Raw genomic sequence first — 12,404 nt, forward strand, 5'->3', positions numbered from 1 at the left:
TGAGCACGCGCCGGAGGTGAGCACGCCCTTGCCGCAGCGGCTGCCGGAAGGCCCCGCCGCTGACGCGCCGGGCCCCCGGCGGAGATCACATTGACCCGCTCAGCCGCCGCCCCGGAGGGTGGGCGGCATGCGCCGACGATCAGCCCCGCCCCCGCAATCCCGGATACGCGCCGGTCTCCCGTCCGCCGAGGGGGCCGCGTGCAGGGGGTGCTGACCGGGTTCGCGGTCATCGCGGTCGTCATCGCGGTCGGTTACGTGCTCGGGCGGCGCGGTTCGCTCGGCGACCAGGGCCGCGAGGTGCTGACCCGGCTGGCCTTCCAGGTCGCCACCCCGGCCCTGCTGTTCACGACGCTCGCGCGGGCCGACCTGTCGGTGGTCTTCTCCAGCCGGCTGCTGGTGACCGCGATGAGCACGGCGGCGGCAGCGGGCGTGTTCACGATGGTCGGCGTCGTACGGCACTGGGGCGTGGGCCGCACCACGATCGGCGCCCTGTGCTCCAGTTACGTCAACTCCGGCAACCTGGGCATCCCGATCGCCGCGTACGTCCTCGGTGACGCCTCGCTGGTGGCGCCGGTTCTGCTGTTCCAGCAGATCGTCGTCACGCCGGTCGCGCTGACGGTGCTCGACCTGTCCGGCGCGGGCGAGAAGGGCCCGCTGTGGCGGCGGCTGCTCACGCCGCTGCGCAATCCGGTCGCGGTGGGGGCGCTGAGCGGCGTCCTGGTCTCCGCGAGCGGGGTGCGCGTCCCCGGCCCGGTCATGGAGCCGCTGACGCTGATCGCCCACATGTCGGTCCCGGCCGTCCTGCTGGCCTTCGGCATCGCCCTGCGCGGCAGCGCGGCCCCGGCCCGGGGGCGGGACCGCCATCCGGTGCTGCTGTCGGTGGCGCTGAAGTCGGTGGGTCAGCCGGTGGCCGCCTGGGCCCTGGCGGCGGGCCCGTTCGGGCTGCACGGCGCCGCCCTGCTGGACGTGGTGGTGACCTCGGCACTGCCCGCGGCGCAGAACCTGTTCACGTACGCCGGCCGCTACCGGGTCGGTGAGACCCTGGCCCGCGAGTCGATCCTGCTGTCGACGGTGCTGGCGGTGCCGGTCCTGGTGGCGGTGGCCGCGCTGCTGGGGTGAGGAACCGGCGGCCGCAGCCGGTGCCGGACCTGCCGGACGGGACCGGTGGCATTCCACCGGTCCCGTTCACCCGGGTACGGAATCGCGGGTCAGGCGATGCGCTCCAGCACCACCGGGGACGCGGTGAAGTCCGTGCCGGCCGGGGCGATGTCGTAGGAGCCGGCCACGGCCTGCAGGGCGTACTCGAAACGCTCGGGGGTGTCCGTGTGCAGGGTCAGCAGGGGCTGGCCCGCGGTGACCGTGTCGCCGGGCCTGGCGTGGAGTTCCACGCCCGCCGCCGCCTGCACCGGGTCCTCCTTGCGGGCACGGCCCGCGCCCAGCCGCCAGGCGGCCACGCCGATGTCGTAGGCGTCCAGGCGGGTCAGGACGCCGGCGGAGGCGGCCTTGATCACGTGCTGTTCCTTCGACGTGGGCAGCGGCGCGTCCGGGTCGCCGCCCTGCGCGGCGATCATGCGGCGCCAGACGTCCATCGCGGAGCCGTCGGCCAGGGCCCTGGCGGGGTCGGCGTCCTTCAGGCCGGCCGCGTCCAGCATCTCGCGGGCGAGCGCCAGGGTCAGTTCGACGACGTCCGCCGGGCCGCCGCCCGCCAGGACCTCCACGGACTCGCGGACCTCCAGCGCGTTGCCGGCCGTCAGGCCGAGCGGGGTCGACATGTCCGTCAGCAGCGCGACCGTCCGCACACCGTGGTCGGTGCCGAGACCGACCATGGTGGACGCCAGTTCACGGGCGTCCTCGATCGTCTTCATGAAGGCGCCGGAGCCGACCTTCACGTCCAGGACCAGTGAACCGGTGCCCTCCGCGATCTTCTTGGACATGATGGAGGAGGCGATCAGCGGGATCGCCTCGACCGTGCCGGTCACGTCCCGCAGCGCGTAGAGCTTCTTGTCGGCGGGAGCGAGGCCGTCACCGGCCGCGCAGATCACCGCGCCGACGCCGTCCAGCACGGACAGCATCTCCTCGTTGGACAGCAGGGCGCGCCAGCCGGGGATCGACTCCAGCTTGTCCAGGGTGCCGCCGGTGTGGCCGAGGCCGCGGCCCGACAGCTGCGGGACGGCCGCGCCGCAGGCGGCGACCAGCGGGGCCAGCGGCAGGGTGATCTTGTCGCCGACGCCGCCGGTGGAGTGCTTGTCCGCGGTGGGCCGCGACAGCGAGGAGAAGTCCATCCGCTCGCCGGAGGCGATCATCGCGGCGGTCCAGCGGGCGATCTCGCGGCGGTCCATGCCGTTGAGCAGGATGGCCATGGCGAGCGCGGACATCTGCTCGTCGGCGACCTCCCCGCGGGTGTACGCGTCGATGACCCAGTCGATCTGCTCGTCACTGAGTCCGCCGCGGTCCCGCTTGGTGCGGATGACGGAGATGGCGTCCATGGCCATGGCGTTCGCTTCCTTCCAGGGTGCGAAGGGGGTTCCCGAAGGGTGCGGCCCCCCGGCGCCGCGGTGGGCGCCGGGGGGCCGCGCGGGGCTTACTTGGCGAGATGGTCCGGCCCGAAGGCCTGCGGGAGCATCTCGGACAGCGGCAGGATGCCCGCCGGGGTCTCCAGCAGCAGGTCCGGCCCGCCGAACTCGTACAGCAGCTGGCGGCAGCGCCCGCACGGCACGAGGATGTCGCCGTTGCCGTCCACGCAGGTGAAGTGGGTCAGCCGGCCGCCGCCGGTGTTCTGCAGCTGCGAGACCAGACCGCACTCGGCGCACAGGCCGATCCCGTAGGAGGCGTTCTCGACGTTGCAGCCGGTGACGGTGCGTCCGTCGTCGACCAGGGCGGCGACACCGACCGGGTAGCCCGAGTAGGGGGCGTAGGCCCGGGTCATCGCCGCCCGCGCCTGCTCGCGCAGGGCCGCCCAGTCGACGGTCGCCGCCTCGTGGGTCACTTGCCCTGTCCCTTCCGGTAGCGCAGTCCGTCCGCCTTGGGCATCCGCAGCCGCTGCGCCGACAGCGACAGCACCAGCAGGGTGACGACGTACGGGGTGGCGCCGACGAAGTCGCTCGGCACCTCGTCCGTGAACAGGTACCACAGCAGGACGAGTACGGACATGACGGCACTGACCACACCCTGCACCAGCGCCTTGCGGTACAGCTTCCAGCCGGCCAGCGCGGCGAGCAGCACGACCAGCAGGAGCAGCAGCGCGTGCACGGTCTCGCCGCCGTTGCGCAGCTGCAGCGCGTCGGAGAAGCCGAACAGGCCCGCGCCCATCGCGAGGCCGCCGGGACGCCAGTTGCCGAAGATCATCGCGGCGAGGCCGATGTAGCCGCGCCCGCCGGTCTGGCCCTCCAGGTAGGTGTGGGAGGTGACCAGGGCGAGGAAGGCGCCGCCGAGGCCCGCCAGGCCGCCGGAGACGGCCACGGCCGCGTACTTGTAGGTGTAGACGTTGACGCCGAGGGACTCGGCGGCGACCGGGTTCTCGCCGCAGGAGCGCAGCCGCAGACCGAACGGGGTGCGCCACAGCACCCACCAGCTGCCCACGAACAGCAGCACGGCCAGGATCGTCACCACGGACAGGTTGGTGACCAGGCCGCCGATGATGCCGGCGAGGTCGGAGACCAGGAACCAGTGGTGCTTCTCCAGCGACGCGAGGCCGTCGGAGAGGCCGGGGACGGTGACGTGCGGCAGGGCGTCCGCGGGCGGGGACTGCTTGGGGTTGCCGCCCGCGTCGGCGGCCTTGCCGTCGGCGAAGAACAGCTTGGCGAGGTACTGGGTGGCGCCGAGCGCCAGCAGGTTGATGGCGACACCGGAGACGATGTGGTCGACGCCGAAGGTGACGGTGGCCACCGCGTGCACGAGACCGCCGAGGACACCGAAGCCGATGCCGCACAGCAGGCCGAGCCACGGGCTGGACTGCCAGCCGACCCAGCCCGCGCCGAAGGTGCCGAGGATCATCATGCCTTCGAGGCCGATGTTGACCACGCCGGACCGCTCGGACCACAGGCCCGCCAGGCCGGCGAGGCCGATCGGGACGGCGAGGCCGAGGGCGGCGCCGACCTGTCCCGCGGAGTCGAGCTGGTCGGCGCCGGTGATCACCCGGACGGCGGCCACGAGCAGCAGGGCGCCGGCGACGAGCATGAGGATCTGGCCGAAGGAGCGGCCCGGCCGCCGGGAACCGTTGTCCGCCTTGGGCGCCACGGGCGGCGGCGCGTCAGTCATCGTGGCAGTCATCCCGCCACCTCCTGCTTCATCTTCGGAGCGATGGCCTGGGCGGCGAGTTCGGCGCCGACCCGCTGCTGCTGGCGCTTGAGGCCGTAGCGGCGGACGACCTCGTAGGCGATCACGACGCACAGGACGATGACGCCCTGGATCACGCCGAGGATCTCCTTGTCGTAGCCCTGGAACTCCAGGTGGTTCGTGGTGCGCTCCAGGAAGCCCCACAGCAGGGCGCCGAGCGCGATGCCGATCGGGTGGTTGCGGCCGAGCAGCGCGATGGCGATGCCGGTGAAGCCGATGCCCGCCGGGAAGTCGTTGCTGAACTGGTGGCTGTCGTTGAGCAGGGTCGGCATGCCGATCAGACCGGCCACCGCACCCGAGATGACCATGCTGGTCGCGACCATCTTCTTCACCGACACACCGCTCGCGGCGGCCGCGCTCTCGGACTGGCCGACGGTGCGCAGGTCGAAGCCGAACCGGGTGCGGCCGAGCACGAACCAGTAGGCGACGCCGACGAGCGCGGCGATGACGATGAAGCCCCACAGCTCGCCGGCCGCGCCGGTGTCGAAGCCGAAGAAGTACGAGGACTTCGGCAGCGGCTTGGTGGAGACGAGGGTGCCGCCCTGCTGGAGTTCGCCGAGCTTCCCCGGCTGGAGCAGGTAGGCGATGACCGCGGTGGCGATCGAGTTCAGCATGATGGTCGCGATGACCTCGCTGACGCCCCGGGTCACCTTCAGGATGCCGGCGATGGCCGCCCACAGGGCGCCGGTCGCCATCGCGCAGAGGATGATCAGCGGGACGGCGATCCAGCCGGGCGCGCTCAGCGCGCCGCCGAGGACGGCGGCCACGAACGCGGCGAGCCGGTACTGGCCGTCGACACCGATGTTGAACAGGTTCATCCGGAAGCCGACGGCCACCGCGACGCCCGCCAGGTAGTACGTCGTCGCCTTGTTCAGGATGTAGACCTGGCTGTCGCTGGCCGAGCCGTAGGTGATCATGTCGCTGAACGCGTCGGCGGGGTTCTTGCCGGTCGCGAGGATCACCAGCGTGGTGACGACGAGCGCGGCGACGACCGCCAGCAGCGGTGCCGCGATCCCGAGGAGCAGCCGCTCCTTGTCGATGCGTGAGGTCAGCTTGTTCATCGCACGTCGTCCTCTGTCTGCTCCAGGTGGCCGGCGGCGGCACCCGTCATGGCGGAGCCCAGCGCCTCGGGGGTGACCGTGGCGGGGTCGGCGTCGGCGACCAGGCGTCCGCGGTACATCACCCGCAGGGTGTCGGAGAGCCCGATCAGCTCGTCCAGGTCCGCGGAGATCAGCAGCACGGCCAGGCCCTCGCGGCGGGCCTCGCGGATGTGGTCCCAGATGGCCGCCTGGGCGCCGACGTCCACACCGCGCGTGGGGTGGGCGGCGATGAGCAGCTTGGGGTCGTGGCTCATCTCGCGGCCGACGATCAGCTTCTGCTGGTTGCCGCCGGACAGGGAAGCCGCGGTGACCTCGATGCCGGGGGTGCGGACGTCGTAGGCCCGCACGATCCGCTCCGTGTCGGCGCGGGCGGCCTTGATGTCGAGGAGGGCGCCGCGCGAGTTGGGCCGTTCGGCGACGTGGCCGAGGATGCGGTTCTCCCACAGCGGCGCTTCCAGGAGCAGGCCGTGGCGGTGGCGGTCCTCGGGGACGTAGCCGATGCCGGCCTGGCGGCGGCCGCGGGTCGAGGTGTGGGAGATGTCGGCGTCGTCGAGCGTGATGGTGCCGGTGTCGGGCCTGCGGATGCCCATGATCGCCTCGACCAGCTCGGACTGGCCGTTGCCCTCGACACCGGCGATGCCCAGGACCTCGCCCTTGCGGATGGTCAGGGAGACGTCGTCCAGGATGACCCGCTCGACACCGTCCAGGTCGGTCTGCGTCAGGCGCAGGCCCTCCACGGTGAGCAGGGGGACGTCCGTGACGGTGGATTCCTCGGTCGCCGGGGTGGGCAGTTCGCTGCCGACCATCAGCTCGGCGAGCTGGCGGGGGGTGGTCTCGCCCGGCTCGACCGTGCCCACGGTGGTGCCGCGCCGGATGACGGTGATGTCGTCGGCGACGGAGAGCACCTCGCCCAGCTTGTGGGAGATGAAGATGACGGTGAGGCCCTCGGCCTTCAGCTCGCGCAGGTTGTCGAAGAGCGCGTCGACCTCCTGCGGCACGAGCACGGCGGTGGGCTCGTCCAGGATGAGGGTCTTGGCGCCGCGGTAGAGGACCTTGAGGATCTCCACGCGCTGGCGGTCGGCGACGCCCAGCTCCTCCACCAGCACGTCCGGGCGGACGCCCAGGCCGTACGCGTCGGAGATCTCCTTGATCCGGGCGCGGGCCCGGCCGCCGATGCCGTGCAGCTTCTCCGCGCCCAGGACGACGTTCTCCAGGACGGTGAGGTTGTCGGCGAGCATGAAGTGCTGGTGGACCATGCCGATGCCCCGGGCGATGGCGTCACCCGGATTGCTGAGGACGACCTGTTCACCGTTGACCGTGATGGTGCCCTCGTCCGGCTGCTGCATGCCGTAGAGGATCTTCATCAGGGTGGACTTGCCGGCGCCGTTCTCACCGCACAGTGCGTGGACGGTGCCCGTGCGGACCGTGATGTCGATGTCGCGGTTGGCGACGACGCCGGGGAAACGCTTGGTGATGCCGCGCAGTTCGACGGCAGCGGGAGGGCTGGACGCGTTGATGGCGCACTCTCCTCGGGGAAAGGGGCTGCGTAGGGGAGGGCAGGCGTCGGCGACGCTAGCGCGGCAACTCGGTGCTACACGCGTAGAGTTGACACATTGTTATGGCTCGGCGAAGGGTGCCGAAGCGGGCACCCCCCGCCGAGCCGAAATCCGACGACCGACCGGGACCGTCAGGTCACGGGGTGGTCTTGACCTTGGTCTGACCGTCGACGATCTTCTTCTTCGCGGCGTCCAGCTTGGGCTGGATGTCGGTCAGGAAGCCGCCGCTGGTGGACAGCGAGACACCTTCCTTGGCGAGGGAGTAGACGTTGTTGCCCGTCAGCGGCTTGCCGTCGCGCACGGACTTGATGAGGTCGTAGACGCCGACGTCGACGTTCTTGACGACCGAGGTCAGGATCGAGTTCTTGTACTTGGCCAGACCCGGGATGTTGAACTGGTCGGAGTCCACGCCGATGGCCCAGGCGCCCTTGGCGCCGCTGACGGCCTCGATCGCGCCGTTGCCGGAGGAGCCGGCCGCCGTGTAGATGACGTCGGCGCCCTTGTCGAGCATGCCCTGCGCGGCCTCCTTGCCCTTGTCGGGGCTGGCGAAGCCGGAGGTGTCCGAGCCGTGGGACAGGTACTGGGTGTCGACCTTGATCTTGGGGTTCGTCTCCTTGACGCCCTGGACGAAGCCCGCCTCGAACTTCTTGATCAGCGGGACGTCGACGCCGCCGATGAAGCCGACGTGGTCCTTCTTCGTCTTCAGCGCCGCCGCGACACCGGCGAGGTAGGAACCCTGCTCCTCGGTGAAGGTGATGCTGTCGACGTTCTTGCCGTTCACGACCGAGTCGACGATGCCGAAGGTGGTCTTCGGGTACTTCGCGGCGACCTTGGTCATGGACGGCGCGTAGGCGTAACCGACGGCGACGATCGGGTTGTAGCCCGCGTCCGCCAGGTCCGACAGGCGCTGCTCGCGGTCGGCCTCGGTGTCGGAGGTCTTCGCGGTCAGCTCCTTGACGGAACCGCCGAACTCCTTCTCGGCCTTGTCGGCACCGCGCGCGGCGGAGTCGTTGAAGGACCGGTCACCACGGCCGCCGACGTCGTAGGCGAGACCGATCTTGACGCCCTTGCCGCCGTCGCCCGAGGACGAGGACGAGCTGGCGCTGTCGGAGGAGGTGCTGCCACAGGCGGTGGCAGTCAGTGCGAGTGCTGCGGAGGCGATACACGCAGCGGAAAGCTTGGCAACCCGGCGCACGGGAAGGCTCCTTCACCTGACCTGAGCGCCGTGTCGGCGCTTGATGTGAGCACCGTTGCGGTGCTCGAGCCGAGACGCCCTGGCGGCGTCGGCCTCGGCATCGTAACGCGCGTAGATGTCAGAAAAAGACCTCTTCCAAAGCCGTTATCGATTCGAGGCAAACGGCGTCTGAACGCCGGGTCCCGCGCATGTGGCGCACGGGTTCCGGGCCCGCGCGCCGGCCCGGCCGGGAGCGCCTGCCGGGCCGGCCGCCGTGGCCGGAAACCGCCCCTGCTGCGGCGGCGGGGGCGGGCGAAGGGGGGGCGGTGGGGCGCTGTGGGGTGCGGCGGGAGGCGCCCGCCCACCGTGGGCCGCGAGGCGGCACCGGCCGAGGCGCGCGGCGCAGGGTCGGCGCCGGACGCGCCTGCTCAGCACGTGGCCGAGCCGCTCAGTGTGCCGGCCCACCCGCCCCGCGCGGCGGATGCGGTCGTTCGGTGTGCCGGCGCACCCGCCCCGCGCGGCTGACGCGGTCGTTCAGTGCGTCGGGTGCAGCAGCGCCGCCGCCGTGAACAGTTCCACGCCCACCCTGATCGCGGACTCGTCCGCGTCGAAGTCGCCCTGGTGCAGGTCGCGCAGGGTGCGTTCGCCGGGGGTGCGGACGCCGAGGCGGGCCATGGCGCCGGGGACCTGTTCCAGGTACCAGGAGAAGTCCTCGCCGCCCAGGCTCTGCTCGGTGCCCTCCACGGAGGCCGCGCCGCGCCGTGCCGTCATGGCCTCGCGCAGCAGTTCCGTCACCACCGACTCGTTGACGACCGGCGGCACCCCGCGCACGTAGTTGATCTCCGACTTGGCCTTGTGCAGGTTGGCCACCTCGTCGATCGCGGCGACCACGATGTCGGGGGCGTGCCGCCAGGCGTTGATGTCCAGGCAGCGCACGGTGCCGGCCAGCTCGGCGTGCTGCGGGATGACGTTGGGGGCGTGGCCCGACTCGATCCGCCCCCAGGTCACCGCGAGCCCGGCGCGGGTGTCGATCCGGCGGCCGACGAGCGCGGGCACGTCCGTGACGACGCGGGCGGCGGCGGTGACGAGGTCGGTCGTCAGGTGCGGCCGGGCGCTGTGTCCGCCGGGCCCGTCGAGGGAGACCTCCAGCCGGTCGCAGGCGGAGGTGATGGCGCCCTGGCGCAGGCCGATCATCCCGGCGTCCACGCGGGGGTCGCAGTGCACGGCGATGATCCGGCTCACGCCGCTGAGCACGCCGGCCTTGATCGCCTCGGCGGCACCGCCGGGCAGCACCTCCTCGGCGGGCTGGAAGACCAGGCGCACGGGCCGGGGCAGCAGCCCCTCGCGGTGCAGTCCGGCGAGGACCAGTCCGGCGCCGAGCACGACGGTGGTGTGCACGTCGTGGCCGCAGGCGTGGGCGCGGTCGGGCACCGTCGAGCGGTAGGGGGACTCGCTCTTGGTGTCCGGGATCGGCAGCGCGTCGATGTCGGCGCGCAGCGCGAGCATGTCGCGGGCGCCGTCGCCGTCCCCGGCGTCCTCCCCGATGCCCGTGTCGTCGCCGGGCTCCCTGCCGATGTCGCAGACGAGCCCGGTCCCGGAGGGCAGCACGCGGGGCCTGAGTCCCGCCTTCTCGAGCCGCGCCTTGATCGCGGCGGTGGTGCGGAACTCCTGGTTGCCTAGCTCGGGGTGCATGTGCAGGTCGCGGCGGAACGCGACGAGCTCGGCGAACAGTGCCTCCGGCAGGGTGCCGGGAAGGGCGGTCTCCGCGGGATGGTCGGCCTCGGACTCTGGGGACATCAGCTGGTTCACCCTCTGAAGGGTATGACGCCGGACCGGTCAACTGCCCCTCGATCAACAAAAGTTCAGCCCGTCAGGGGAAAGAATGACCGACCGTCGGCGCATAGGTGTCGGCGGGGATGGGTACACTCGCCCGTCTTGACCGGCCGAGGGTACGTCTTTTGTTCTTTCCTCCAGACATACCACGTACCGTCCGGATCACGCCCGAAATGTTCGCCTGCTGGACGTTCCGGCGGCCCGGCGGGCCCCGGACGCCGGCCGTTACGGGGCCTGGGGAGCCGTCCGGTCGGGCAGGGCCGCGCCCGTGACGCGGTGCACGTCGCGGGCGGTGCCGGTCACCCCGGACAGGAAGCCCTCGGCGCGCGGCGAGGCCGTCGCCGTCAGCCAGCTCGGGTCGATGTCGCAGACGGCCACGCGGACGTCCGTGCCGGCCAGGGCGAGCGGCAGCGTGTGCACGACCGTGGAGGGGAAGCTGAGGACCGTACGGCCGATGGGGCCGCGGCGGGCTATGAGCTCCAGGGGCAGTTCGGGACGGACCACCTCCAGGCCGGTCTCCACCGCCAGCCGGTGCAGTTTCTCCGCGCTCTCGCGGCGGTGCGCGAAGTAGCGGGTGGCGCCGTGCGCCTCGGCCAGCGCGCGGACGGCGGCGAGGTAGCGGTCGCCGTCCACCACGCCGGTCTCGACCAGCGAGGTGCCCACGAGGTCCGCGCCGGCGGTGACCCGGGGCGGCCCGAAGCGGGCCCGGGTCCACACGAACCGGTTCGCGGTGACGCTCACCCCGTCCGGGACCGCGTCGATCGGCATGGAGGAGAACACCTCCACCCGCCGCCCGCCCCGGCCGGGGGCGAGGCGGCGGCGGGCGGCGGCGGACACCGGGGCGAACAGCAGGTCCCGGGGGCCGGGCCGGCCGCCCTTGCGGTGCCAGCGCACCAGCCGCTCGCCGCGGCTGAGCTGGGCGGTGAACTCCATGGTCGCGGTGCCGTCGTCCACGACCACGAGGTCACGCGCCTTCGTGATCGTCAGCAGCAGCTGCACGTAGCGGGAGAACGGGTCCCCCATCACCACCCGCTCCGCCCGCCGCAGCTCCCCCGCCAGCCCGCCGACGGTCTGGAACGGCGCCGACGCCCCGCCCCTCGCCTCCTCCCACCGCACCTCGTGCCCCTCGTCCCGGGCCAGCTCCGCCATGCGCCGCAGCTGGCCCCGGGTCATCGGGTCGGTGGGGGCCAGCACGACGAGGGTGAGCAGGTCGCGGGCGGGCCCGGCGGACGCGTCCGGCGGGCTGTGGCCGTCCTCCGTGGCCGGGCGCCGGGCCGGGGCCGACAGGCCGTGCGCGTGCGCCCACTCCAGGACGTTCAGGAGCTGGACCGGGCTCTCGACGAAGGCGAGGGTGCGGGTGGGGGGCGGGGAGCCGGGGGAAGCGGGGCCGGTGGTGCCGGCGCGGGGGCTCATCGGCGTACGACCGTTCCGTCGCGTGAGGGTGCGGGACTGGACGGGCTCGGCCTCACACCGCGACCGGCTCGCCCGCCGCCGCGGCGATCTCCGCCTCGGCCACGGCACCGGCGACGCGGCGCAGCTTCTTCATCGGGCCCAGCTCGGAGTCGTAGACCTTCTTCACGCCGTCGCCGAGCGAGGCCTCGATGGTGCGGATGTCGCGGACGAGGCGGGTCAGGCCCTGCGGCTCCACGGAGGCGGCCTGGTCGGAGCCCCACATCGCCCGGTCCAGGGTGATGTGGCGCTCGACGAAGGCGGCGCCGAGGGCGACCGCGGCGAGCGTGGTCTGCAGGCCGGTCTCGTGGCCGGAGTAGCCGATCGGGACGTTCGGGAACTCCTTCTCCAGCGTGTTGATCACGCGCAGGTTCAGTTCCTCGGCCTTCGCCGGGTAGGTGGAGGTGGCGTGGCACATGAGGATGTTGTCGGAGCCGAGGACCTCGACCGCGTGCCGGATCTGCTTCGGGGTGGACATGCCGGTGGAGAGGATGACCGCGCGGCCGGTGGCGCGCAGGGCGCGCAGCAGCTCGTCGTCGGTCAGCGAGGCGGAGGCCACCTTGTGGGCGGGGACGTCGAACTTCTCCAGGAAGGCGACGGCCTCGGTGTCCCACGGGGAGGCGAACCAGTCGATGCCCTTCTCCTTGCAGTACGCGTCGATCCGGCGGTACTCGTCCTCGCCGAACTCCACGCGGTGGCGGTAGTCGATGTAGGTCATCCGGCCCCAGGGGGTGTCGCGCTCGATGTCCCACTGGTCGCGGGGGGTGCAGATCTCCGGGGTGCGCTTCTGGAACTTGACGGCGTCGCAGCCGGCTTCGGCGGCCACGTCGATGAGCTTGAAGGCGTTCTCCAGCTCCCCGTTGTGGTTGATGCCGATCTCGCCGCAGATGTAGACGGGCCTGCCGGGGCCGACCTCGCGCGAACCGAAGGTGCGCAGACGGGAGTTGGTGCTCATGA

10 protein-coding genes are annotated in these 12,404 nt (G+C 72.1%); 1 reads left to right on the forward strand and 9 read right to left on the reverse strand.

All coding sequences use genetic code 11. From position 1 onward, the window contains the following. The first annotated feature begins 198 nt into the window (after positions 1-198). Positions 199-1,119: an AEC family transporter gene (locus AC6I72_RS12010; protein WP_498000776.1), complete on the forward strand. Its 921-nt coding sequence runs from the start codon at positions 199-201 to the stop codon at positions 1,117-1,119. Between the two features lie 89 nt (positions 1,120-1,208). Here AC6I72_RS12010 and AC6I72_RS12015 read toward each other — a convergent pair whose 3' ends face one another. From AC6I72_RS12015 to AC6I72_RS12055, 9 genes are all read right to left on the reverse strand, one after another. Further along, entirely contained in the window at positions 1,209-2,486 is a 1,278-nt protein-coding gene (locus tag AC6I72_RS12015; RefSeq protein ID WP_498004661.1) for a thymidine phosphorylase, read from the reverse strand. A gap of 95 nt (positions 2,487-2,581) precedes the next feature. Then, positions 2,582-2,986: a cytidine deaminase gene (locus AC6I72_RS12020; protein WP_498000777.1), complete on the reverse strand. Its 405-nt coding sequence runs from the start codon at positions 2,984-2,986 to the stop codon at positions 2,582-2,584. Then, positions 2,983-4,269: an ABC transporter permease gene (locus AC6I72_RS12025; protein ID WP_498000778.1), complete on the reverse strand. Its 1,287-nt coding sequence runs from the start codon at positions 4,267-4,269 to the stop codon at positions 2,983-2,985. The genes AC6I72_RS12020 and AC6I72_RS12025 overlap by 4 nt, the downstream gene beginning before the upstream one ends. Further along, positions 4,266-5,396 (reverse strand): ABC transporter permease, encoded by a 1,131-nt coding sequence (locus AC6I72_RS12030; RefSeq protein ID WP_498000779.1) that lies wholly within the window; start codon positions 5,394-5,396, stop codon positions 4,266-4,268. The genes AC6I72_RS12025 and AC6I72_RS12030 overlap by 4 nt, the downstream gene beginning before the upstream one ends. After that, complete coding sequence (locus AC6I72_RS12035) at positions 5,393-6,919, reverse strand: ABC transporter ATP-binding protein (protein WP_498004662.1); 1,527 nt, start codon at positions 6,917-6,919, stop codon at positions 5,393-5,395. Before AC6I72_RS12035 ends, AC6I72_RS12030 begins: the two co-directional genes overlap by 4 nt. A gap of 208 nt (positions 6,920-7,127) precedes the next feature. Next, complete coding sequence (locus AC6I72_RS12040) at positions 7,128-8,186, reverse strand: BMP family lipoprotein (protein ID WP_498000780.1); 1,059 nt, start codon at positions 8,184-8,186, stop codon at positions 7,128-7,130. Between the two features lie 513 nt (positions 8,187-8,699). After that, positions 8,700-9,962 (reverse strand): amidohydrolase, encoded by a 1,263-nt coding sequence (locus AC6I72_RS12045; RefSeq protein ID WP_498004663.1) that lies wholly within the window; start codon positions 9,960-9,962, stop codon positions 8,700-8,702. Between the two features lie 261 nt (positions 9,963-10,223). Continuing rightward, positions 10,224-11,411, reverse strand: coding sequence for a hypothetical protein (locus AC6I72_RS12050; protein ID WP_498000781.1), 1,188 nt, complete (start codon positions 11,409-11,411; stop codon positions 10,224-10,226). A gap of 52 nt (positions 11,412-11,463) precedes the next feature. Then, entirely contained in the window at positions 11,464-12,402 is a 939-nt protein-coding gene (locus tag AC6I72_RS12055; RefSeq protein ID WP_498000782.1) for an N-acetylneuraminate synthase family protein, read from the reverse strand. Positions 12,403-12,404: the final 2 nt, after the last annotated feature.

The sequence above is a fragment of the Streptomyces sp. Xyl84 genome, assembly GCF_059731885.1.

Bases quoted from the DNA above. Each gene is read 5' to 3' on its own strand.
- AC6I72_RS12055 (WP_498000782.1), bottom strand. From the start codon at position 12,402: ATGAGCACCAACTCCCGTCTGCGCACCTTCGGTTCGCGCGAGGTCGGC.
- AC6I72_RS12025 (WP_498000778.1), bottom strand. From the start codon at position 4,269: ATGACTGCCACGATGACTGACGCGCCGCCGCCCGTGGCGCCCAAGGCG.
- AC6I72_RS12050 (WP_498000781.1), bottom strand. From the start codon at position 11,411: ATGAGCCCCCGCGCCGGCACCACCGGCCCCGCTTCCCCCGGCTCCCCG.
- AC6I72_RS12015 (WP_498004661.1), bottom strand. From the start codon at position 2,486: ATGGACGCCATCTCCGTCATCCGCACCAAGCGGGACCGCGGCGGACTC.
- AC6I72_RS12030 (WP_498000779.1), bottom strand. From the start codon at position 5,396: ATGAACAAGCTGACCTCACGCATCGACAAGGAGCGGCTGCTCCTCGGG.
- AC6I72_RS12045 (WP_498004663.1), bottom strand. From the start codon at position 9,962: ATGTCCCCAGAGTCCGAGGCCGACCATCCCGCGGAGACCGCCCTTCCC.